Genomic DNA, 21,701 nt, shown 5'->3' on the forward strand with positions numbered 1-21,701 from the left:
GATGGATCCCCAGGCGCGGCGCCGCTGGCTGCAAGGCCTGGCCCTGGGAGCCTCGGCGGCCGCGCTGCCGGTGCCGGCCGGCGCCCGGCCCGGCCGCAAGGTGCTGCGCCTGGCCCAGCAAGCGCCCGAGACCGGCTTCGACCCGGCGCAGATCAACAGCGACTACTACTCGGCCACGCTGATCGCGCAGATGCTGGAGCCGCCGCTGGGCTACGACTACCTGGCGCTGCCGGCCCGCCTGGTGCCGCGCACCGCCGTGGCGCTGCCCGAGGCCTCGGCCGACCACCGGGTCTTCACGCTGCGCATCCGGCCGGGCATCTTCTACAGCGACGATCCAGCCTTCGGCGGCCGGCCGCGCGAGCTGGTGGCGGCCGACTACGTCTACGCCATCAAGCGCTTCTTCGACCCGCAGCACAAATCGGGCGACCTTTACCAGTTCGAGGCGCTGAAGCTGCCGGGCATGGCCGCGCTGCGCGAGCGGGCGCTGCGCGACAAGGCGCCGTTCGACTACGACAGCCAGGTGGAAGGCCTGCGCACGCTGGACCGCTACACGCTGCGCTTCACGCTGGGCGCGCCCGACCCGCGGTTTCCGTTCATGCTGGCCACCGTGTACTGCAGCCCGATCGCGCGCGAGGTGGTGGCGCACTACGGTGCGGCGCAGATGGGCGCGCACCCGGTGGGCACCGGCGCCTTTCGCCTCAAGCGCTGGCTGCGCGGCTCGCGCATCGAGCTCGAGCGCTCGCCCGGCTTTCGCGGCGAGGTCTACCAGGGGCAGCCCGCCGCGCAGCCGCTGCAGCAGGCCCTGGCGGCCGACCTGGCCGGCCAGCGCCTGCCGCGCGTGGACGAGGTGGTGGTGGAGGTGGTCGAGGAAGAGCAGCCACGCTGGCTGGGCTTTCTGAACGGCCGCTACCACCAGCTGCAGGTGCCCTACGGCCTGGTGCCCAGCGTGGCGCCACGCGGCGAGCTGGCGCCCTACCTGGTGCAGCGCGGTGTGCAGATGCAGCGCCAGCCGCTGGCCGACATGGGCATGAGCTACTTCACGATGACCCATCCGGTGGTGGGCGGCTACACGCCCGAGAAGGTGGCGCTGCGCCGCGCGGTGGCGCTGGGCTTCGACCAGGCCGGCTACATCCGCCATGTGCTGGGTGGCCAGGCCATCATCGGCCAGTCGCTGATCGGGCCCTTCACCTCGGGCTACGACCCGGCCTACAAAAGCGAGATGGGCGACCACGACCCGGCGCGCGCCAAGGCCCTGCTCGACGCCTATGGCTATGTGGACCGCAACGGCGACGGCTGGCGCGAGATGCCCGACGGCTCGCCGCTGGTGCTGGAGAAGGCCAGCCTGAGCACCCAGCGCGACCGCCTGGCCAACGAGGTGTGGAAGCGCTCGATGGACCGCATCGGCGTGCGCATCAGCTTTCGCATCAGCACCTGGAGCGAGCTGCTCAAGCTCACCCGCAGCGGCACGCTGATGATGTGGGGCTTTGCCTGGAGCGCGAGCTCGCCCGACGGCGGCTTTTTTCTTGACACCGCCTACGGCCCGAACGCCGGCGAATCCAACGACAGCCGCTTTGCGTTGCCAGCCTACGACCGCCTGGTGGAACGCCAGAAGCGCCTGCCCGACGGCCCCGAGCGCGAGGCGGTGATGCGCGAGGCCAAGAACCTGCTGGCCGCCTACATGCCCTACAAGGTGCACGGCCACCGCATCGTCACCGATGTGCTGAAGGCCGGCACGCGCGGATACTGGCGCCACCCCTTCATGCGCGACACCTGGCGCTACATCGATGTCCCTGCCGACGACGGGCCAGCGGCCTGAGCCCACCCCGCAGATCACCCGCTACCAGCAGTGGCTGGCCGCCCAGCGTGGCCTGCACTTCGAGGCCTATCAAGACCTGTGGCAATGGTCGGTGGATGAGCTGCCGGCCTTCTGGCAATCGATCTGGGATTTTTTCGACATCCAGTCGCCCACGCCGGCCGCCCAGGTGCTGGATGCCGAGCGCATGCCCGGTGCGCGCTGGTTCAGCGGCGCCCAGGTCAACTACGCGCAGCAGGTGCTGCGCCATGCCGATGCGCTGCACGCCGCCGGCCACCCGGCCATCGTGTTTGCCGACGAGCCGCTGCTGGCCGCCGGCCAGCTGCGCGAGCTGAGCTGGCCCGAGCTGCGGCGCCAGGTGGCCAGCATGGCGCTGGCGCTGCGCGGCATGGGCGTGCAGCGCGGCGACCGGGTGTGCGCGGTGCTGGCCAACACGCCCGAGACGGCGGTGGTGTTCCTGGCCTGCGCCAGCATCGGCGCGCTGTGGTCGGTGTGCTCGCCCGACATGGGGCCGGTGGCCGTGCTCGACCGTTTTCGCCAGATCGAGCCCACGGTGCTGATCGCCGCCGACGGCTACCGCTGGGGCGGCCAGGCCTACGACCGCCGCGCCGTGCTGGCCGAACTGCTGGCCGGCCTGCCCAGCGTGCGGCATGCGGTGCTGTGGGCGCGGGTGGATGAGTCGGCGCCGGCGCAGGCCCTGGCCGGGCCGCACCGGCAGGCCCACGATCTGGCCGCGCTGCTGCGCGGCGACGGCCTGGCGCCCGAGGCGGTGGCCGGCTTCGCGCCCGAGTGGCTGCCGTTCGATCAGCCGCTGTGGGTGGTGTATTCGAGCGGCACCACGGGGCTGCCAAAGCCCATCGTGCACGGCCATGGCGGCGTGATGCTCGAGGCGCTGAAGCTCGGCGTGCTGCACAACGACGTGGGGCCCACGCTGCTGACCGGCGACCGCTTCCACTGGTTCTCGACCACCGGCTGGATCATGTGGAACAGCCAGATCGGCGGCCTGCTGGGTGGCACCACGGTGTGCATCTTCGACGGCAACCCGGCCGGCACCCCGGCCAGTGCCTCACCCGGCACGCACGACTGGTCGACGCTGTGGCGCTTTGCCGGCCTGGCCGGCGTGAGCTTCTTCGGCGCTGGCGCGGCCTTCTATGCCTCGTGCGCCAAGGCCGGCGTCGAGCCGACGGCGCTGGCCGACCTGTCGCGGCTGCGCGCGGTGGGCTCCACCGGTTCGCCCTTGTCGGAAGACAGCTACCGCTGGATCTGGGGCCACCTGCCCCGGCGCGAGGGCCGCGACATCTGGCTGACCTCGATCTCGGGCGGCACCGACTTTGCCGGCGCCTTTCTGGCCGGCGTGCCCAGCGTGCCGGTGCGCGCCGGCGAGATGAGCTGCCGCTGCCTGGGCGCCGCGGTGCAGGCCTGGAGCGAAGACGGCCAGCCGCTGATCGACGCCGTGGGCGAGCTGGTGTGCGTGAAGCCCATGCCCTCGATGCCGCTGTACCTGTGGAACGACCCCGACGGCCAGCGCCTGCACGACAGCTACTTCGACATGTACCCCGGCGGAAACGGAAAACCGGCGGTCTGGCGCCACGGCGACTGGCTGCGCCTGGTGCCGCACGACGATGCCGGCCCGGGCTCGGGCACCTGCGGCGCGGTCATCTACGGCCGCAGCGACGCCACCATCAACCGCCACGGCGTGCGCATGGGCACGGCCGAGCTGTACCGCGCGGTCGAGGCCCTGCCCGAGGTGCTGGACAGCCTGGTGGTCGACCTGGAGTACCTGGGCCGCGAATCGTGGATGCCGTTGTTCGTGGTGCTGCGCGAGGGCGTGGTGCTCGATGACGCGCTCAGCGCGCGCATCAAGGCCGAGGTGCGCCAGGCGCTGTCGCCACGCCATGTGCCCAACGAGGTGTTCCAGGTGGCGGCCGTGCCGCGCACGCTGTCGGGCAAGAAGATGGAGCTGCCGGTCAAGAAGCTGCTGATGGGCGCCGACCCCGACACGGTGATGAAGCGCGATGCGATGGCCAATGCCCAGTGCGTGGACTGGTTCATCGGCCTGGCGCAACGGCGTGGTGCCCCGGCGCCCGCAGACACGCGAGCCCGGCTGCCGGGCGGGTGATCGGCCGGCTTGGGGCGGCCCGGCGTTCGGCCGATCCGCCTTCGACGAGATGGACTGTGACATGAGCGACCCGATGAAACCCGTGATCCTGCTGCTGGTGCCGATGAAGCCGATGGAGGACGGCCTGGTGGCCGCCTTGTCGGCGCTGCGCCCCGATCTCGAACTGCTGCGCTGGCGCGCCGATCTGGGCGAGGCCGAGTTGGCCCGCGTCAACGTGGTGCTGGGCTGGGCCTTTCCGCCCGGGCTGGCCGGCCGGCTGCCCGCGCTGCGCTGGGTGTGCGCCATGGCCGCCGGCGTGGAGAAGCTGCTGGTGCCTGATCTGCCGGCCGCGGTGCCGATCAGCCGCATCGTCGATCCCGACCAGGCGCTGGGCATTGCGCAGTACGTGGCCGCGGTGGTGCTGGACCATGCGCGCGGCCTGGCCCGCTACCGCGCCCAGGCGCCGCAGCGCGACTGGACGCGCCACCCGATGGCCGCCGCCCGCCACCGCGTGGGCGTGCTGGGCTACGGCGAGGTGGGCCGCGAGGTGGGCCGCGTCTTGCAGGCGCTGGGTTTTGCGGTGCAGGGCTGGCGGCGCGACGGCAGCGCGCTGCATGACTTTTTGCGCGGCTGCGACATCGTGGTCAACAGCCTGCCGCTCACCCCGGCCACGCGCGGACTGCTGGACGCCGCGGCCCTGGCCGCGATGCCGCGCGGCGGCTACCTGGTCAACATTGCCCGCGGCGGCCATGTGGTGGAGGCCGACCTGATCGCCGCGCTGCGCAGCGGCCAGCTGGCCGGCGCCGCGCTCGATGTGCAGCAGCGCGAGCCGCTGCCGGCCGACGATGCGCTGTGGGCCGAGCCCGGCATCACCATCACGCCGCACATCGCGGCGCAATCCTCGCTGGCCACGGTGGCGGCGCAGTTCGTGGCCGGGCTGGACGCGCTGGCCGGCGGCCGGCCGCTGCCCAACCCGGTGGACCGCGCACGGGGCTACTGAGCGGCGCGCGGGCCGGGCCGCGCTCAACCGCCGGCCGAACCGGCCGATAAACCGGCTTGCGGGTGGCAGTTGGGCCCTGCACCCCCCCGCCATGGCCAAGCTCCGCCTTCTTCTCCAAGCTCCGCAAGCCCTGTCGGCGCCGCAGCGCCGCAGCTGGCGCATGCTGGCCTGGATCAACCTGATCACGGTCGTGTCCACGCTGCTGTGGGCGCCGGCACTGTGGCTGCAGGGCGACCGGTTGGGCGGGCTGTCGTATGCCGCGGCCGGGTTGGCGGCGGCCGGCGCCTTGCGGGTGCTGGCCCGCGGCCGGCTGCGGCTGTGCGTGCGGCTCACCATCGTGCTGACGCTGGGCTTCGTGACGGCCAATGCGCTGTGGCTGAACCCGCCGGTCAGCGGCCTGCCGCGCTCGGCCCACCAGTACCTGCTGATGCTGGGCGTGGTGTCCACCCTCGTCACCCGCGACGACCTGCCGTGGGTGCGCTACGGCTACCCGGCGCTGTGCCTGGGCCTGTATGCCTGGCTGGCCGGCAGCCACTTCACGCTGCACCCGGGGCCGCCGGTGAGCGCGGCGGTGTATGTCTGGGGCGCCTGGTTCGACCACCTGATGGCGCTGGGCGTGATCCTGCTGACGTTGCATGTGCTGCAGACCGACTCGGCCCGGCCCGAAGGACTGGCGGCTGATCTGCGCCAGGCCATCGAGCTGCACGAACTCGAGCTGCACTACCAGCCGCAGGTGGACGACCAGGGCCGCGTGATCGGTGCCGAGGCCCTGCTGCGCTGGACGCATCCCCAGCGCGGGCCGGTATCGCCGGCCGAGTTCGTGCCGCTGGCCGAGCGCTGCGGCCTGATGCCCGAACTGGGCGCCTGGGTGCTGCGCGAGGCCTGCGTGCAGCTGGCGCGCTGGGCCGGCGACGCGCGCCTGCGCGGGCTGGTGCTGGCAGTCAACGTGAGCGCGCAGCAGTTCGACCAGCCCGACTTCGTGCCGCGGCTGCTGGCCCTGGTGAAGCAGCACCGCGTGGCGCCCGAGCGCCTGAAGATCGAGCTGACCGAGAGCGCCCTGGCCCATGACCTGGACAGCGTGATCCGCAAGATGCAGGCACTGCGCCGCCACGGCCTGTCGCTGGCGCTTGACGACTTCGGCACTGGCTTTTCTTCATTGAGCCTGCTGCGCCGCCTGCCACTCGACCAGATCAAGATCGACCAGTCCTTCGTGCGCGACATGGCCGACGGGGCGCAGGGCGAGGCCATCGCCCGGGCCATCGTGATGATGGGCCTGAGCCTGGGCATGGAGGTCATTGCCGAGGGCGTGGAGACCGAGACCCACCGCGAGGCGCTTGCGCGCATCGGCTGCAGCCGCTACCAGGGCTGGCTGTTTGCACGGCCGATGCCGGCCCCGGCCTTGCTGGCCTGGGTGCATGCGCGGCCGGCACCGGCTTCGGGCACCGGTGCGGCGCTTGCTGCGGCGGGGGCGGCTCCGGCTGCCCCGACTGCTGCGGCGGCACCGGCGGTTGCCGCCGGCGCCCAGGCTGGCGCCTGAACCGCGCTCAGGCGCTGGCCAGGCCCACGATCTGCCCGGCCGGCAGCGCCCCCGTTTGACGGGCCAGCTCGCGCCCGCCCTGCAGCTTGACCAGCGTGGGGATGCTGCGGATGCCGAACTGCGCCGCCAGCTGCGGGTTCTGGTCACTGTCGACCTTGGCAAAGATCACCCGCCCCTTGAGCTGACGCGCCGCCGCCTCGAACTGCGGCGCCATCTGCCGGCACGGCCCGCACCATGGCGCCCAGAAGTCCACCAGCACCGGCAGCGTGGTCTGGCCCAGCAGCTTGGCCGCGTTGGCATCGGTCAAGGTGATCGGCAGGCCATCCAGCAGCGGCTGGTGGCAGCGCCCGCAATCGGGCCCATCGGCCAGTCGATCAGCCTGCACCCGGTTGGTGGCTTGGCAATGCGGGCAGACGATGTGGTGGGTGTCCATGCCGACCAAGGTGGATGCCCCGGCGCTGGTTTCAAGGCATCAATGGGTGCCCGCCACCCGGACGGACGCGCCGTGCCCCATCGCGCGCGGCACAAACCAGGTGGGCATGGTGTCGCGGGTTTCTCCGGGGGTCTGGGGTGATTGGCTGATGGCTTGCTCGACCGCCTGTTGCCAGGGCAGGCCATGCACAATGCCGTTGATATGACGCGCCGTTTCCATGCTGGGCAGCGGTTCGCCCTGGTCGTCCACAAGCCGAAGATTGGTCACGATGGCCATGGGGTCGACCATGGCGAACACGCCTTCCGACAACTCCACCCAGTCCCAGGCCATGGCGGCGCGACCATGCTGGCAACTGGCTGCCCACAGGGTTTGACCCAGCGACCGAAAGGCGGGATCGTTGGCCGGGCTGACCTGCGTGCACAGATGCTGCAGAGGTAACGAATTGCTCTTGGTAAGCTGCCACAATATCGGCGGCCAGGCGCGTATCGCCCAAGGTGGGCATTGCGGCGTTTTGTGGTCGTTCATCTGGGCCTCCACGGCAGTGATTTCGATGCCAGCAGTTTTCGGCATGCTTCGCGCGAAGAGAACATGTAAACCCTTTCAGGGGTGGCCGGTGAGGCCTGTCTAGTTGGACGTTGGGATGCTGCACGGGGAGTTCGCGTCGGTGCTTCAAGCCGGAACCCGTGAGGACTTCCGGGGCGAGGTGGTGCGCTTCGCGCAGCGCCTGGGCTTCGACACCGTCTCGGTGATTTCGGTGGTCGATCTGGGCATCAACCGCCTCGAGATCGAGTCGATCGACAACGCGCCCGCCGGTTACGCCGATTCGATCAGCGACACCCGCGCCGCGCGTCGCGATCCGGTCATGCAGCACTGCCGCAAGCAGTCGGTGCCGATCGTCTGGAACCAGGACACCTACACCCGCGAAGGCCTGGGTGATCTCTGGGAAGAGCAGGCCCATTTCGGTTATTGCACCGGCATTGCGATGGCGCTGCACCTGCCGCAGGGGCGGCATTTCGCGATGGGGGTAGAGCGAGATCAGCCGCTGCCGAGCGACCGCGGCGAACTCACCCGCATCGTGGCCGATCTTCAGCTTTTTGCGGTGCACGCACTGGACGCCGCCATGCGGGTTCTGACGCCCGGCCCGGCCGTCGGCGAGCGCACGATCCTCACGCCGCGCGAGATCGAGGTGCTGCACTGGACGATGGAAGGCAAGACGGCGTGGGAGGTTGGCGCCATCCTGGGAATCAGCGAGCGCACCGCGGTATTGCACATCAACAACGCGATGCACAAGCTCGAATGTGGCAGCAAGCACCAGGCCGTCTTGAAGGCGCTGCGCCTGGGCCTGATCGGCTGACGCGACGGGCTGTGTCGGGTCGGTGTCAGCCGCCCTGTAAGACTTGACAGTTACCGCCAGCCCGGACCGCTGGTGAAATTGCTCCTGAGCGCTGACGAACAGTCGCCAGCTGCCAAAGCCCAAACCTCAGGAGTGGATGCCATGCAAGTTCTGCTGCCCCGTAACGCCTGGTAAGGCCAGGTTTCTAGTTTTGCTCCCGACCCTGTGCCCGCAGGGTCGGCTTCGCGGCCCGGATTCGTTTCCGGGCCGTTCTTGTTTTTGGGCGCCGCCATTCATCGGCACGCTTCATCGGCGTGCAGCCTGGTTCCGGGCCATTGCGGCGAACGGGCCGCACGTCTCGGCGGTGGCCTGGCGTCGCGAGCGGGCGTTGCCAACGTAACAAGGGGCCCGTCGGGCCCCTTGCAGTGCTGGCGCAGGCGCCGGCCGGGGTGTCAGCCCTTGTTCATCGGGCAGGTGTTCATGCCCACCAGGGGGTACAGCGGGCAAAAGCCCACGGCCCCGGTGAGCAGTGGCACCACGCCGATCCAGCCCCAGGCCCCCACGGTGCCCGTGGCCGCCAGGCCCACCAGCACCAGGCCGGCGCTGATGCGAAGAATGCGGTCCATGCCGCCAACGTTCAGTTTCATGCTTCGGTCCTCCTGACAACTCGGCCCGCGGCCGATGGGGGCACTGTGCGCCGCCAGCGGGCAGGCGTCTGTGACCAGGGTCACCGAGGGTTGTCGGCGGGCGGTGTCGGCCGCGCTGGAAGCGGGATCGTGGCCGGGGCTGGGGTCGGTGCCGGTGGCAGGCCGGCAGACAGTGCGCGCAGTGCGCTGGCGTCGAGGATCTCCACCCGCTCGCGGCCCAGGCGCAGCCAGCCGGCGCGCTCGAAGCGGCGCAGCAGCCGGGTGACGATCTCGCGCACCGTGCCCAGCTCGTCGGCCAGGGCCTGGTGGGTGGCGGCGATCACGCTGCCATGGCCCAGCAGCGCGCTGGCCAGGCGCTGATCGAGGCGCTGGAAGGCCACCGCCTCGGCCAGCGCCATCAACTCGGCCAGACGGTCGGCGAACACGCCGAACACGAAGCGGCGAAACGCCGGCACCGCCGTCCAGCGCTCGAAGCCGGCGGGTGACAGCACGGCCAGCTCGGTGGGGGCCACTGTGCCGCCATGGGCCACCAGCAGGCGGTGGCCGAACAGGCAGGAGGTGGACACCACGCACAGCTCGCCGGGCAAGACGCGGTAGAGCTCCAGCGAGCGGCCCTGCGGGCTGCCGCGCGCCACCCGCACCTCGCCACGCAGCACCATCGGAAAGCCCTGGCAGGGCGCGCCTTCGTCAAACAGCGCCTGGCCTTCGGGCAGGTGCAGCTGCAGGCAGTCGTGGGCCAGCACCTCGTCGCGCACCTCGGCGGGCAGCTCCGCCAGCACCGGGTAGAGCGACAGCAGGCGGTCGGCCAAGGGGGTGGGCATGGCGGGCAGGGCGGGCGGCATGGGGTGGGCTGGGGCGTGACAGCGGGCGGGCCTGCCGGCAGTCTAGGGCCGGACTATGGTTGTCATGAATACTATCGAACATCAACTATTGATAGCTGAATGACAATGGCGTCCATCATTGACCCGGCAGGAGATCCAGATGGCCAAGTCAGCCAGTTTTGGCGCCATGCACGTCGGCATCGCGTTTGGGGTGGGTTATGCGCTCACCGGCAGCGTGACGGTGGCAGGGGCCATCACCGTGGTGGAGCCGCTGTGCAACACCGTGGCGCACTACTTCTTTGACCGCTGGTGGGACGCGCGCGACAACGCGGCACTGGGCGCCGCCGGCTGAAGGCTCGGGCGCCGGCTCAGCCGGCCTGGCCGAGCCGGGCCGGCACGGTGGCGCGCGCCGCGCCGTGGTACGCGGTCGCGGCACCGCACTCAGGCGGTGGCGGGGCGGTGGCGGCTTCGAGCTGCGACAACCAGTGCAGTGCATGGGTGCGCCCATCGCCGCACATCTCGGCCACCGGCCGCAGTGAGCCGCACACCGCCGGCCGGTCGGCGTGGCCGAACAGCCGGCAGCGCAGTGCCTCGTCGAGCTGCACGCAGGGCACGCCGGCCGGCTTGCCCTGGGGCATGCCCGGAATGGGGGTGCTGATCGACGGTGCGATGCAGCAGGCGGCGCAGGCGGGGCGGCAGTCCATGGTGGTGGCAGGCGAGGAGCGGCGGGTTCCGCCAGCGTGGCCGGCGCGACGCCTGGGCATGGCCTGGCGCAGCGGCTGACTGGCGGCCCGGATGATAGGCGGCGGGATGATAGGCGGCGGGCAGGGCCAATGTGCAATCGGCCGCCCGCCACAGGGGGTGGGCTTTTTACAATACGCCTCCTCCCGCCCAACTGGCGGCGCCGGTGCGGCGCTGCCCTCCCCACCGTGCTGCATCCTCAAACATTCGACGTCATCGTCGTCGGCGGCGGCCATGCCGGCACCGAGGCCGCGCTGGCCGCGGCGCGCATGGGCTGCGCCACGCTGCTGCTCACCCACAACATCGAGACGCTGGGCCAGATGAGCTGCAACCCCAGCATCGGTGGCATCGGCAAGGGCCATCTGGTCAAGGAGGTGGATGCGCTGGGCGGTGCGATGGGTGCGGCCACCGACGAAGGCGGCATCCAGTTCCGCATCCTCAACGGCAGCAAGGGCCCGGCGGTGCGCGCCACCCGGGCGCAAGCCGACCGCATCCTGTACAAGGCGGCGATCCGCCAGCGGCTGGAGAACCAGCCGAACCTGTGGCTGTTTCAGCAGGCGGTGGACGACCTGATGGTCGAGTCCGACGGGCAGGGCGAGCGGGTGACCGGCGCAGTCACCCAGGGCGGCATGGCCTTTCGCGGCCGCACGGTGGTGCTGACGGCAGGCACTTTTCTGGATGGCCGGGTGCATATCGGGCTGCAGAACTACAGCGCCGGTCGGGCGGGCGATCCGCCGGCGGTGAGCCTGTCGGCCCGCCTGAAGGAGTTGAAGCTGCCGCAGGGCCGGCTGAAGACGGGCACGCCGCCGCGCATCGACGGTCGTTCGATCGACTTCAGCCAGCTGCAGGAGCAGCCGGGCGACGGCGTGCCGCTGGTGGGCCGATGGGGTGAATCGGCCGCCACCGGACCCGAGGTGCCGGTGTTCAGCTACCTGGGCCGCTGGCAGCAGCACCCGCGCCAGCTGCCGTGCTGGATCACCCACACCAACGAGCGAACGCACGAGATCATTCGCTCGGGCTTTGACCGCAGCCCGATGTTCACCGGCGTGATCGAAGGTGTGGGGCCGCGCTACTGCCCCAGCATCGAGGACAAGATCAACCGCTTTGCCGACAAGGACTTGCACCAGATCTTCCTGGAGCCCGAGGGCCTGACGACGCACGAGTTCTACCCCAACGGCATCTCCACCTCGCTGCCCTTCGACATCCAGCTGGCGGCGGTGCGCAGCATGGCCGGCCTGGCCCAGGCGCACATCCTGCGGCCGGGCTATGCCATCGAGTACGACTTCTTCGACCCGCGCGGTCTGAAGAACAGCTTCGAGACGCGCGCCATCGGTGGCCTGTTTTTCGCCGGGCAGATCAATGGCACCACCGGCTACGAAGAAGCGGCGGCCCAGGGCCTGTTTGCCGGTGCCAATGCCGCGCTGCAGGCCCAGGGGCGAGGGCCGCTGCTGCTGCGCCGCGACCAGGCCTATCTGGGCGTGCTGGTGGATGACCTGATCACCAAGGGCGTCAGCGAGCCCTACCGCATGTTCACCAGCCGCGCCGAATACCGGCTGCAGCTGCGCGAAGACAACGCCGACATGCGCCTCACCGAGCTGGGGCGTGAGCTGGGCCTGGTGGACGACGCCCGCTGGGCGGCCTTCAGCCGCAAGCGCGACGCGGTGGCGCGCCAGGCAGAGAAGCTGCGCACGAGCTGGGTGCACCCGGGCATCCTGGCGGCGGCCGAGGCCGAGCGCCTGCTGGGCAAGGCCATCGAGCGTGAGTACAACCTGGCCGATCTGCTGCGCCGGCCCGGAATCGGCTTCGACACGGTGGCCGAGGTGCTGCAGGTGGCGCGGCCAAACCTGGCGCTGGAGGACCGTGTTTCACGTGAAACATTGGCTGCAGATCTGGGTGATGCGAGCCTGGCCGACGCCGTGATCGAGCAGGTGGAGATCGCCACCAAGTACGCCGGCTACATTGGCAAGCAGGGCGAGGAGGTGGAGCGCGCGGCCCACTTCGAGCACCTGGCGTTGCCCGCCGAGCTCGACTACAGCCAGGTGGCGGCGCTCAGCCACGAGGTGCGGCAAAAGCTGGGCGCACAGCGGCCGGAGACCCTGGGCCAGGCCTCGCGCATCTCTGGCATCACGCCCGCAGCCATCTCCTTGCTGCTGGTGCATCTGAAGAAGAAGCGCTTCAAGGGCTTTGTCGATGCCCGGCCAGGCGAGGGCGCCGTGCCCGATCCGGCTGGCGCCGCGGTGCCAGCCGATACCCCGCCCGCCAGCACACCGGAAGGCACAGCCCAGGCATGAACCGCAAACCGCACGCCACCGGGCCCGACCAGGGCGGCGACACCTGGGCAGGCGACGCCCAGCACGCCGCCCAGCGCGCGGCTTTTGATGCCCGCAGCCAGGCGGCGGCCGGTGACCGGCGCGCCCGCCTGCTGGCCGCTGCCGAGGCGCTGCACACGCCGCTGGACGAAGCCGCCGCCAACCGCCTGATGGCCTACCTGGGCCTGCTGCAGCGCTGGAACAAGGTCTACAACCTGACCGCGCTGCGCGACCCGGAAGAGATGTTGAGCCACCATCTGGTGGATTGCCTGGCCGTGCTGGCGCCGCTGCGCCGCCACATCGCCAGCCTGGTGCAAGGCGACCACAGCGAGCCGGCCCAGCGCCCGGATGCGCCGCACATCCTGGATGTGGGCAGCGGCGGGGGCCTGCCGGGCGTGGTGCTGGCGGTGCTGGAACCCGGCTGGCAGGTGGATTGCGTGGACACCGTGGCCAAGAAGGCCAGCTTCATCCGCCAGGTGGCGGCCGAGGTGGGGCTGCCCAATCTGCGCGGTCTGCATGCCCGGGTGGAGGCGCTGAGCCCGGCCGCTCGACGCTACCAGGTGGTCACATCGCGGGCCTTTGCCTCGCTGCCCGACTTCACGTCGCTCACCCGGCACCTGCTGGCAGAGCAGGGCGTGTGGATGGCCATGAAGGGCAGGGCGCCGGGCGACGAACAGGCGGCACTGCCCGCCAGCGTGCAAGTGTTTCACGTGGAACAACTGGCCGTGCCGGGCCTGGATGCCCAGCGCTGCCTGGTGTGGATGCGGCCGGCCTGAGAGGTTGCCGCCAACCAAGCGGCGGTCAGCGGCTGACCAAGGGCCCATCCACTCCCGGCTGGCCGCGCGCCGGGCAATGGATGGGCAGCCCGGCCTCCGCGCCGGGCACGCCCTGGCTCTTGATCGGGCCTGGCCAGCCGCGGCACCCGCGCTGCCGTGCCCGCGTTGCCTTGCCCGCGTTGCCGTACCCAAGTCTGGCCGCCCCAACACCACCATTCGCCCCCGCTTTTTGCCATCGCCCAGGGCTGAACCGCAGCCCGGCCACGGCGGCCAGCGGCGATACTTCCACCCATGGCCAAAGTCTTTTGCATCGCAAATCAGAAGGGCGGCGTCGGCAAGACGACCACCACCGTGAACCTGGCCGCCGGCCTGGCCCGGGTGAAGCAGCGGGTGCTGGTGGTGGATCTCGACCCGCAAGGCAATGCCACCATGGGGTCGGGCGTCGACAAGCGCGCCATGCCCATGTCGGTGTACGACGTGCTGCTGGAAGCCGCCGGCGTTGCCGAAGCCAAGAGCCGCGCCGAGGGTGCCGGCTACGACATCCTGGGCGCCAACCGCGAGCTGGCCGGTGCCGAGGTCGAGCTGGTGCAGCTGGAGCGCCGCAACGAGCGCCTGCGCAGCGCGCTGGCCGTGGTGGACGGCGACTACGACTTCGTCCTGATCGACTGCCCGCCCAGCCTGAGCCTGCTCACCCTCAACGGCCTGTGCAGCGCGCATGGCGTGATCGTGCCGATGCAGTGCGAGTACTTTGCGCTGGAAGGCCTGTCAGACCTGGTCAACACCATCAAGCAGGTGCATGCCAACCTCAACCGCGATCTGCAGATCATCGGTCTGTTGCGGGTGATGTTCGATCCGCGCATCACGCTGCAGCAGCAGGTCAGCGAGCAGTTGCAGCAGCACTTCGGCGACAAGGTGTTCAGCACCGTGATCCCGCGCAACGTGCGCCTGGCCGAGGCGCCCAGCTACGGCCAGCCCGGCGTGGTGTTCGATCCGTCGGCCAAGGGCGCGCAGGCCTATGTGGAGTTTGCACGCGAGCTGGTGCAACGCATGGGCAAACTGGGCCAGGGCGCGGCGGCAGGTGCCGTGATCTGATCGCGGCGCCCGCGCCGCCCCACCCACACGCCCCACCATCCACCGCGTGCAGGCGCTGCAGGCCCCCAGCCTGCCGTGATCGCTGCACCGCGCCACCGCCGAAACCGTCATGAGCTCCAAGATCCAGCTGATCACTGATTTGTCACCGGCCCTGCTGGCCCGGGTGGAGGATGCCGGGCTCAACGCCAGCGCGCCGTCGCAGCAGCGCTGGATGGACGGCTGGCTGGTGCGCCTGTCACCGGGCAAGGCCAAGCGCGCCCGCTGCGTCAACGCCGTGGCCCCCGGCGTGCGGCCGCTGCCCGACAAGCTGGCCGCGTGCGCCACCCTGTACCGCGAGGCCGGCCTGCCCTGGCTGTTTCGCATCACGCCCTTCAGCCAGCCGGCCGATCTGGATGGGCAGTTGGCCGCGCGCGGCTTCTTGTCCGAAGACGACACCCGGGTGATGGTCTGCACCGACCTGCCCGCCGCCATTGCCGAGGCCGCGGCCTCACCGCCGCCGGCGGTGGACATGAGCTGGCGCGAGATCGACCCGGCCGACTACGCGCCCATCGTCGGCGCCTGGCGCGGCACGCCGGCCGAGGGTGTGCAGGCGCATGTGGAGCGCCTGCGCACCTGCCCCGTGGCCTATCGCGCCTGGATCGGTTGCGACGCCACCGGCGAGTTGCTGGCCGGCGGACAAACCGCCGCCGAGGATGGCCTGGTGGGCCTGTACGACATCTTCACCGCGCCGGCCGCACGCGGCCAGGGCCTGGCCACCGCCTTGTGCGGCGCCTTGTTGGCCGCTGCGTGCGAACGTGGTGCCGAGGTGGCCTACCTGCAGGTGGATGCCGACAACCGCGCCGCGCGGCGCATCTACGAGCGCCTGGGCTTCGCCGATGCATACGCCTACCACTACCGCCTGGCGCCCTGAGCCCAGGCCGGTGTGAACCGCCCGCGCCAATTCGCGGCGGAAGTTAGCGCACGCTCACAAACCGAGGCCTTCGTCCAGGCCCAGGTGCACGTTCATGGACTGCACCGCGGCGCCGCTGGCGCCCTTGCCCAGGTTGTCGAGCCGGGCGATCAACACCGCCTGCTGTGCGTCGGCAAACACCGCGATCTCGCAGCGGTTGCTGTCGTTGCAGGCCTGCACATCGAAGAAGCCGCCGTCCAGCGCCGCCGCGTCGCCCAGCGGCAGCACCCGCACGAAGGGCTCGCCCTCGTAGCGCTGGGCCAGCGCGCGCTGGATGGCGGCACCGTCGGTGCCCGGTGCCAGCTGCGAGAAGTGCAGCGGCACGCTCACCGCCAGGCCCTTGTAGAAGTTGCCGACGATGGGCACGAACACCGGCTTGGTGGCCAGGCCGGTGTGGGCCATCATTTCGGGGATGTGCTTGTGCGCCAGCGTCAGGCCATAGGGCCGCGGCGACTGCAGCCTGGCATTGCCGCCGGCCTGGTACTCGGCAATCATGCTCTTGCCACCGCCCGAGAAACCGGTGATCGAGGTGGCGCTCAGCGGCAGCGCGGCCGGCACGATGCCGGCATCCACCAGCGGGCGCAGCGCCAGGATGAACGCGCTGGCATGGCAGCCCGGGTTGGCGATGCGCTTGCTGGCGCGCAGCCTGGCGCGCTGGTCGGCGGCCAGTTCGGGCAGGCCGAACGCCCAGCCCGCCACGGTGCGGTGCGCCGTGCTGGCGTCGATCAGGCAGGTGTCGGGGTTGCTCACCAGCGCCGCGGCCTCGCGCGCCGCGGCATCGGGCAGGCACAGAAAGGCCACGTCGGCGGCGTTCAGCAGGCGTGCGCGCTCGGCGCTGTCCTTGCGCTTGTCGGCGTCGATCAGCAGCACTTCCACATCGCTGCGGCGCGCCAGCATCTCGTGGATGCGAAGGCCGGTGGTGCCTTCCTGTCCGTCAACGAAGATGCGGTAGCGGCTCATGGCGTGTCTCGAAGAAGCTTGGTGAAGAATGCGGGTGAACCCCGAAGGATAAGGCAGCCCCCGTGACGACCGCGCGAATTCTCTTGCTCCCCGGCTGGCAAAACTCCGGCCCCGGCCATTGGCAGACGCTGTGGGAGCAGCAGCATGGCTTCGAGCGCCTGATGCAGGACGACTGGTGGTGGCCACGCCGCGGCGACTGGATGGCGCGCCTGGACGACGTGCTGCAGGCCGAGGCGCCCAACCCTGCCCAGGCCGCCGCGGCCGATACCCGCCCGGTGGTGCTGGTGGCGCACAGCCTGGGCTGCCACCTGGTGGCCGCCTGGGCGGCGCATTCGCGGCACACGGCGCGGGTGGGTGCCGCGCTGCTGGTGGCCCCGCCCGACCTCGAGCGCGCCGACATGCCGCCGCAGGTGCAGGCCTGGGCGCCGGTGCAGCGCCAGCCGCTGCCGATGCCGGCCACCGCGGTGATCAGCCGCGACGACCCCTACTGCAGCGCCGAACGCGGGGCCCAGTTTGCCGCCGCCTGGGGCTGCCAGTGGGTCGATGGCGGCGCCGGCGGCCACCTCAATGCCGCCAGCGGTCTGGGCCACTGGCCCGAGGGCCTGACGCAGCTGCGCGCCCTGATGGCCCGCGCGGGCATCCCCCCGGGTTTTTGATCGCCCGGAGAGTCGGGCCACACCCGCTGCGCTCGCCGCGGCAGCGCGAACACCCGGCGTGGCCCGGCGTTGTCTGCTGAGCCCGCAACTGCACGACAATCGCGCCCCATGGTCACCAAGAAACCCAAGGGCCTGGGCCTCGGCCTCGAGGCCTTGCTCGGCCCCAAGGTCAGCGATGCGCCCGCCGCGCCCGCCGGCCAGCCCACCACGCTGAAGCTCGACCGCCTGCAGGCCGGCAAGTACCAGCCGCGCACGCGCATGGACGAGGGCTCGCTGTACGAACTGGCCGAGAGCATCAAGAGCCAGGGGATCATGCAGCCGATTCTGGTGCGCCCGCTGGGCGGACCCGATCGGACGGCCGGTGATGGCAAGTCGCAAGGGCCGTCGCCGGCGACCGGTGCGTTGAGCGACTCGACGCGCCAGTATGAAATCATCGCCGGCGAGCGCCGCTTCCGCGCCGCCCGGCTGGCCGGGCTGGACGAGGTGCCGGTGCTGGTCAAGCAGGTGCCCGACGATGCCGCCGCGGTGATGGCGCTGATCGAGAACATCCAGCGCGAAGACCTCAACCCGCTCGAAGAAGCCCAGGGCCTGAAGCGCCTGGTGGACGAGTTCGGCCTCACCCACGAGCAGGCGGCGCAGTCGGTGGGCCGCTCGCGCAGCGCTGCCAGCAACCTGCTGCGCCTGCTGAACCTGGCCGCACCGGTGCAGCAGATGCTGATGGCCGGTGACCTGGACATGGGCCACGCCCGTGCGCTGCTGGCGCTGGACGCCGCGCAGCAGATCCTCAGCGCCAACGAGATCGCGGCCAAGAAGCTCAGCGTGCGCGACGCCGAGAAGCTGGTGGCCAAGACCCAGGGCCTGAGCGGCACGGGCCGCCAGACACCGCTGCTGCGCGTCAAGAAGGACAAGCCGCGCGACGTGGTGCGGCTGGAAGAGCAGCTGGCCGATGCGCTGACCGCGCAGGTCGAGATCCGCATCCACCGCCAGACCAAGCGCGGTCTGCAGGGCGAGGTGGCGATCAGCTTCGGCTCGCTCGACGAGCTGAACGGCCTGCTCGACAAGCTGGGCGCCAACGTCACCGAGCGCTGAGCGGCGGCCACCGGCCGCCCTGCCCACAGAGGGGCCTGTTGCGCCGCCGTGCGCCGTGCGCCGGGCGCGCAGGCCGCGCCGTGCCGTGCCTGCACATCGTGAAGCTGACCGATGCCACGCCGCGTCGTCCTCAAGCCTGACGGCGACGCCGCCGCGGCCGCTGTCTAGCCTGCAGGCCTGCCTGTCAGGGCAGCCGTGCCGGCGGGCGGTCTGCCGTCTCGGTTGAACGAGGAGGTCTGCCATGCGTCACCCGAAACAACCTCTGCCCTCGCGCCTGCAGCGCGGCGGGCTGCGCCTCGGTCTGGTGGCCGCGGCGGCGCTGCTGAGTGCCTGCCTGGGCTCAGGCGATGATGCGGCCGAAGCCCCGGTGGCGCTCAGCGGCCAGGTGGTCGATGGTCCGCTGCAGGGCGCCGTGGTCTGCCTGGACCTCAACGACAACGGCCAGTGCGACAGTGGCGAGCCGCAGTCGATCACCGATGCCGATGGCCGCTACCGCCTCGACGTGGCGGCCGGCGAGGCCGGCCTGCATGCCATCGTGGCCATGGCGCCGCCCGGCGCCATCGACAAGGAGACCGGCGCCGCCATCGGCACGGCGCTGCTGCTGAAGGCCCCACCCAGCGGCACCCCCGGCGCGCAGTCGGTGTTTGTCAGCCCCTTGAGCACCGTGGTGGCCGATACCGCGGCCCTCAACGGCATCAGCGTGGCCGAGGCCGCGGCCTCGGTGCAGGCGCAACTGGGGCTGGCAGCCTCGCCGCTCAGCGACTTCACCGCCAGCGGGGCCGATGCCGGTCTGGGCCAGGCGGCGCGGGCCGTTGGCCGGCTGATGCTGGACACCGCCAGGCTGGCGGCCGATGCCAGCGTGCCGGCAGCGGCAGCCGCCACCCTGGTGCGCGAGGCCGTCACCCGGCAGCTGCCGGTGCTGGCCACGGCGCTGGCCGCCGTGCCGGCCGAGGCCAGCGCCGCCGAGCGCAGCCAGGCCGCCGCCGTCGCGGTGACCGAGGCGCTGAACCTGAGCCCCGGCACCGTGGCCGTGGTGGCCGCGACGCTGGCCAAGCCCGCGGGCACCAGCGATGCGGCCGGCCCCTTCGTCAGCGTGCGCCGATTCAGCTACACCGACGCCGCCAACTACAGCTACCAGATCTTCACCGGCGACAGCAGCAAGACCGACAGCACCGGGGCCTGGGTGGCCCATGAGCCGCGCGCCAGCATGGTGGCGGGCGAGGCCATCGCCTACAGCCGCAACCAGCTGTACTGGACCGGCAGCGCCTGGAACCGCTGCGACAACGGCTACGCCGTGGTCAGCACCGTGGCGGCCACCGGCACCCGGCCGCAGAAGAGCCTTTACTGCGGCGCCTCCAGAACCGAGTCCTGGCCGGTCTGGGAAGACATCGGCGGCCAGACCCTGCGGGCCGTGATCACGCGCATGCGGGCCTTTCCGCTGCGCGACACCGTGGGCAGCACCACCGACAACAGCGGCCTGCCGGTGAAGTGGGGCCCCGATCCGGCGCTGCTGCCGGCCGACGCCGTGTTTCCCGCCGGCGCGCGCTACTCGCACCGCAGCGCCACCAGCGATCTGGGCGGCACCGACCGCATCGAGCTGGCGGTCAAGCCCACCGTGCGCTGGCCCGACGGCGTGTTCCGCCAGGCCACCACGCTGGAGCACTACAGCGGCATGGGCGGCGACCTGGCCGGCGCCGTGACGATCAGCTCCAGCAACACCGCCTACCTCGACGACGAGCCGCCGGGCGTGCAGACCGACGACACGCTGGAGGCCTTCAAGCGCTGGCGCATCGCCGTCGACGTGGCCGGCCTGAAGGCGCGCTTCTACCGCTGCGACCTGCGCAAGAGCGACCAGGTCAGCATCAACTGCGTGGCCATGGGTGACGGCACGCTGTCCATCGCCACGCAGGGCGGCCTGCGCCTGCTGCGCGTGGCCGGCGGCTACCCGCCGGCGCTCAAGCAGCGGGTGTCGCGCCAGCGCTTCTGGGTCGAGCATGTGGGCACGGTGTTTCGCGGCACCACCGACCTGCAGCGCAGCTACCACGACCAGCGCCTGAACGCCGTGGCCTGGGACGCCTTGCGCAGCGCGCTGGGCCTGAGCGCGCACACCGAGCCGCAGGCGCCTGCCGAGCCGGGTGTGTTCGAGACCCTGCGCAACTTCAGCTTCACCGACGCGCGCAACTACAACTGGCGCCGCTTCACCGGCGACCAGCGTGTGCGCGACGCCGACGGCTATTACGAGGCCGTGGAGCAGCGCAAGACCGTGGCCAACGGCCTTGACCAGGCCTTTGCCCGCCACCGCGCCTACTGGACCGGCAGCACCTGGTTCGACTGCCCGAACGACGGGCCGGTGGTGCGGGTGCAGGCCGCGGCGCCGTTCCGCTCGGTGTACTGCGGCGCCTATGTCGACGAGCGGGTGGGCGATCAGCCGATCAGCCTGGGCGGCCGGCTGATGAGTGAGGTGGTCAACGAGATTCGCAGCTACGCCAGCACCGATGGCGCCTACAGCTACGCCGGCTGGGGGCCGGTGGTGTCGCGCGTGCCGGCGCTGGCCAGCACGCGCTTCCCGGCCGGCGCGGAGCTCACCTACCGCGGCTACCTGCCGCTGACCCTGCCCGAAGCCATCGCCACCGACCCCGCCAGCGACCGCGTGCGCATCGCGCCCAGCGCCACCAGCAGCCTGGCTTTTGCCGACTGGCCACTGGCCGGCACGCTGGAGGCAGTGATCGCCGCCTATCCCGGCAGCCTGAAGGGCAGCGTGCTCAACGGCAACACCACGCTGTTCGTCTGGTCGACCACCGAGACGCCCGCCGATCCGGCCCACACCAACCGGGTGGAGATCCGCGTGGCCTTCGATGCCGAGGGCGCCAAGGCCCGCTTCACGCGCAACAACCGGCTGGTGAGCAACGGCCAGTCGACCAACTACAGCACCCTGCTCGACACCACCTACAGCGTCGAGACCATGGGCGGCGTGCGCCTGCTGAAGTTTGCCGCGATGCCCGAGGGCTTCGAGAGCAGCTTCCGCTTTGCGCGGCGCTACGCCGAGCGCGACGGCGCCGTCTGGTACGCGTTCAAGGACTCGGCCGGCACCACGCCCAACTGGTCGATCCGGCTCAACGGCACGGCCTCGCAGGCCTTGCGCACCGCGCTGGGCATCGAGTGAGCGCCTGATCCGCCGCGGCCGGCGCCGCCGGCCCGGTTCTTGTTCTGCCGCAGCCCGCATGCCCGCAACGGCATGCGGGCTGCCCGCTTTCGGCGCATCATGCACCGCGAGAGCCCATGCTTGTCGTCCGTCAGGCGGTGTCGCGCGTTGCCTGAACAGGGCGGCGGCTTGGCCCGGGCCTTGCTGAAGAACTGCAAACGATTTGAAAATGGACCGGGAAGGCTGGCTTGATCACGGCATTGCCACCCTTCAGGATCGACGAAGCTGGAGACATCGAACTGCCA

At 71.1% G+C, this 21,701-nt stretch carries 19 protein-coding genes; 13 read left to right on the top strand and 6 right to left on the bottom strand.

Annotated elements, in window-relative coordinates; translation table 11 throughout:
• The first annotated feature begins 1 nt into the window (after position 1).
• From N4G63_RS01070 to N4G63_RS01085, 4 genes are all read left to right on the top strand, one after another.
• Positions 2 to 1,816 (top strand): ABC transporter substrate-binding protein, encoded by a 1,815-nt coding sequence (locus N4G63_RS01070; protein WP_314599242.1) that lies wholly within the window; start codon positions 2 to 4, stop codon positions 1,814 to 1,816.
• Positions 1,785 to 3,932, top strand: coding sequence for an acetoacetate--CoA ligase (locus N4G63_RS01075; RefSeq protein WP_260789238.1), 2,148 nt, complete (start codon positions 1,785 to 1,787; stop codon positions 3,930 to 3,932). The genes N4G63_RS01070 and N4G63_RS01075 overlap by 32 nt, the downstream gene beginning before the upstream one ends.
• A gap of 73 nt (positions 3,933 to 4,005) precedes the next feature.
• Entirely contained in the window at positions 4,006 to 4,911 is a 906-nt protein-coding gene (locus tag N4G63_RS01080; RefSeq protein WP_314599243.1) for an NAD(P)-dependent oxidoreductase, read from the top strand.
• Between the two features lie 91 nt (positions 4,912 to 5,002).
• On the top strand, positions 5,003 to 6,448 hold the full coding sequence (locus N4G63_RS01085; protein WP_260789236.1) for a putative bifunctional diguanylate cyclase/phosphodiesterase: 1,446 nt from the start codon (positions 5,003 to 5,005) through the stop codon (positions 6,446 to 6,448).
• A 7-nt stretch (positions 6,449 to 6,455) separates the two neighbouring features.
• Here N4G63_RS01085 and trxC read toward each other — a convergent pair whose 3' ends face one another.
• On the bottom strand, positions 6,456 to 6,881 hold the full coding sequence (gene trxC / locus N4G63_RS01090) for a thioredoxin TrxC (protein ID WP_260789234.1): 426 nt from the start codon (positions 6,879 to 6,881) through the stop codon (positions 6,456 to 6,458).
• Positions 6,882 to 6,920: 39 nt separating this feature from the next.
• Positions 6,921 to 7,406, bottom strand: a complete 486-nt coding sequence (locus N4G63_RS01095) for a DUF4902 domain-containing protein (protein ID WP_260789233.1) — start codon at positions 7,404 to 7,406, stop codon at positions 6,921 to 6,923.
• 115 nt (positions 7,407 to 7,521) lie between these two features.
• Here N4G63_RS01095 and N4G63_RS01100 point away from each other — a divergent pair, with 115 nt between their 5' ends.
• On the top strand, positions 7,522 to 8,235 hold the full coding sequence (locus tag N4G63_RS01100) for a helix-turn-helix transcriptional regulator (protein ID WP_260789231.1): 714 nt from the start codon (positions 7,522 to 7,524) through the stop codon (positions 8,233 to 8,235).
• Positions 8,236 to 8,666: 431 nt separating this feature from the next.
• Here N4G63_RS01100 and N4G63_RS01105 read toward each other — a convergent pair whose 3' ends face one another.
• Positions 8,667 to 8,861 (bottom strand): YgaP family membrane protein, encoded by a 195-nt coding sequence (locus N4G63_RS01105; RefSeq protein ID WP_314599244.1) that lies wholly within the window; start codon positions 8,859 to 8,861, stop codon positions 8,667 to 8,669.
• Between the two features lie 80 nt (positions 8,862 to 8,941).
• Positions 8,942 to 9,682, bottom strand: coding sequence for a Crp/Fnr family transcriptional regulator (locus N4G63_RS01110; protein WP_260789229.1), 741 nt, complete (start codon positions 9,680 to 9,682; stop codon positions 8,942 to 8,944).
• A gap of 160 nt (positions 9,683 to 9,842) precedes the next feature.
• Here N4G63_RS01110 and N4G63_RS01115 point away from each other — a divergent pair, with 160 nt between their 5' ends.
• Positions 9,843 to 10,034, top strand: a complete 192-nt coding sequence (locus tag N4G63_RS01115) for a DUF2061 domain-containing protein (RefSeq protein ID WP_260789228.1) — start codon at positions 9,843 to 9,845, stop codon at positions 10,032 to 10,034.
• A gap of 16 nt (positions 10,035 to 10,050) precedes the next feature.
• Here the strand turns inward: N4G63_RS01115 and N4G63_RS01120 are convergent, their stop codons facing one another.
• Positions 10,051 to 10,386, bottom strand: a complete 336-nt coding sequence (locus tag N4G63_RS01120) for a YkgJ family cysteine cluster protein (protein ID WP_260789226.1) — start codon at positions 10,384 to 10,386, stop codon at positions 10,051 to 10,053.
• Positions 10,387 to 10,611: 225 nt separating this feature from the next.
• Here N4G63_RS01120 and mnmG point away from each other — a divergent pair, with 225 nt between their 5' ends.
• The 4 genes from mnmG to N4G63_RS01140 all read left to right on the top strand — a co-directional run bounded on the left by mnmG (position 10,612) and on the right by N4G63_RS01140 (position 15,510).
• Positions 10,612 to 12,714 carry a tRNA uridine-5-carboxymethylaminomethyl(34) synthesis enzyme MnmG gene (gene mnmG, locus N4G63_RS01125; RefSeq protein ID WP_314599245.1) on the top strand — a complete coding sequence of 701 codons (2,103 nt, stop codon included), beginning with the start codon at positions 10,612 to 10,614 and terminating at the stop codon, positions 12,712 to 12,714.
• Positions 12,711 to 13,508 (top strand): 16S rRNA (guanine(527)-N(7))-methyltransferase RsmG, encoded by a 798-nt coding sequence (gene rsmG / locus N4G63_RS01130; RefSeq protein ID WP_260789225.1) that lies wholly within the window; start codon positions 12,711 to 12,713, stop codon positions 13,506 to 13,508. Before mnmG ends, rsmG begins: the two co-directional genes overlap by 4 nt.
• 291 nt (positions 13,509 to 13,799) lie before the next feature.
• Entirely contained in the window at positions 13,800 to 14,600 is an 801-nt protein-coding gene (locus tag N4G63_RS01135) for a ParA family protein (protein ID WP_260789223.1), read from the top strand.
• A 109-nt stretch (positions 14,601 to 14,709) separates the two neighbouring features.
• Entirely contained in the window at positions 14,710 to 15,510 is an 801-nt protein-coding gene (locus tag N4G63_RS01140) for a GNAT family N-acetyltransferase (RefSeq protein ID WP_260789222.1), read from the top strand.
• A gap of 54 nt (positions 15,511 to 15,564) precedes the next feature.
• Here N4G63_RS01140 and argC read toward each other — a convergent pair whose 3' ends face one another.
• Positions 15,565 to 16,509: an N-acetyl-gamma-glutamyl-phosphate reductase gene (gene argC / locus N4G63_RS01145; protein ID WP_260789221.1), complete on the bottom strand. Its 945-nt coding sequence runs from the start codon at positions 16,507 to 16,509 to the stop codon at positions 15,565 to 15,567.
• Positions 16,510 to 16,592: 83 nt separating this feature from the next.
• Here argC and N4G63_RS01150 point away from each other — a divergent pair, with 83 nt between their 5' ends.
• From N4G63_RS01150 to N4G63_RS01160, 3 genes are all read left to right on the top strand, one after another.
• Entirely contained in the window at positions 16,593 to 17,165 is a 573-nt protein-coding gene (locus N4G63_RS01150; RefSeq protein WP_443111990.1) for an RBBP9/YdeN family alpha/beta hydrolase, read from the top strand.
• 108 nt (positions 17,166 to 17,273) lie between these two features.
• Positions 17,274 to 18,254, top strand: coding sequence for a ParB/RepB/Spo0J family partition protein (locus N4G63_RS01155; protein WP_314599247.1), 981 nt, complete (start codon positions 17,274 to 17,276; stop codon positions 18,252 to 18,254).
• A gap of 241 nt (positions 18,255 to 18,495) precedes the next feature.
• Positions 18,496 to 21,417 (top strand): RHS repeat domain-containing protein, encoded by a 2,922-nt coding sequence (locus N4G63_RS01160; protein WP_260789219.1) that lies wholly within the window; start codon positions 18,496 to 18,498, stop codon positions 21,415 to 21,417.
• Positions 21,418 to 21,701 lie beyond the last annotated feature (284 nt).

Origin of the sequence: Aquabacterium sp. OR-4 (genome assembly GCF_025290835.2) — a bacterium.
Lineage (GTDB): Bacteria > Pseudomonadota > Gammaproteobacteria > Burkholderiales > Burkholderiaceae_C > Pseudaquabacterium.

Bases quoted from the DNA above. Each gene is read 5' to 3' on its own strand.
- N4G63_RS01070 (WP_314599242.1), top strand. From the start codon at position 2: ATGGATCCCCAGGCGCGGCGCCGCTGGCTGCAAGGCCTGGCCCTGGGA.
- N4G63_RS01075 (WP_260789238.1), top strand. From the start codon at position 1,785: ATGTCCCTGCCGACGACGGGCCAGCGGCCTGAGCCCACCCCGCAGATC.
- N4G63_RS01080 (WP_314599243.1), top strand. From the start codon at position 4,006: ATGAAACCCGTGATCCTGCTGCTGGTGCCGATGAAGCCGATGGAGGAC.
- N4G63_RS01085 (WP_260789236.1), top strand. From the start codon at position 5,003: ATGGCCAAGCTCCGCCTTCTTCTCCAAGCTCCGCAAGCCCTGTCGGCG.
- trxC (WP_260789234.1), bottom strand. From the start codon at position 6,881: ATGGACACCCACCACATCGTCTGCCCGCATTGCCAAGCCACCAACCGG.
- N4G63_RS01095 (WP_260789233.1), bottom strand. From the start codon at position 7,406: ATGAACGACCACAAAACGCCGCAATGCCCACCTTGGGCGATACGCGCC.
- N4G63_RS01100 (WP_260789231.1), top strand. From the start codon at position 7,522: ATGCTGCACGGGGAGTTCGCGTCGGTGCTTCAAGCCGGAACCCGTGAG.
- N4G63_RS01105 (WP_314599244.1), bottom strand. From the start codon at position 8,861: ATGAAACTGAACGTTGGCGGCATGGACCGCATTCTTCGCATCAGCGCC.
- N4G63_RS01110 (WP_260789229.1), bottom strand. From the start codon at position 9,682: ATGCCCACCCCCTTGGCCGACCGCCTGCTGTCGCTCTACCCGGTGCTG.
- N4G63_RS01115 (WP_260789228.1), top strand. From the start codon at position 9,843: ATGGCCAAGTCAGCCAGTTTTGGCGCCATGCACGTCGGCATCGCGTTT.
- N4G63_RS01120 (WP_260789226.1), bottom strand. From the start codon at position 10,386: ATGGACTGCCGCCCCGCCTGCGCCGCCTGCTGCATCGCACCGTCGATC.
- rsmG (WP_260789225.1), top strand. From the start codon at position 12,711: ATGAACCGCAAACCGCACGCCACCGGGCCCGACCAGGGCGGCGACACC.
- N4G63_RS01135 (WP_260789223.1), top strand. From the start codon at position 13,800: ATGGCCAAAGTCTTTTGCATCGCAAATCAGAAGGGCGGCGTCGGCAAG.
- N4G63_RS01140 (WP_260789222.1), top strand. From the start codon at position 14,710: ATGAGCTCCAAGATCCAGCTGATCACTGATTTGTCACCGGCCCTGCTG.
- argC (WP_260789221.1), bottom strand. From the start codon at position 16,509: ATGAGCCGCTACCGCATCTTCGTTGACGGACAGGAAGGCACCACCGGC.
- N4G63_RS01155 (WP_314599247.1), top strand. From the start codon at position 17,274: ATGGTCACCAAGAAACCCAAGGGCCTGGGCCTCGGCCTCGAGGCCTTG.
- N4G63_RS01160 (WP_260789219.1), top strand. From the start codon at position 18,496: ATGCGTCACCCGAAACAACCTCTGCCCTCGCGCCTGCAGCGCGGCGGG.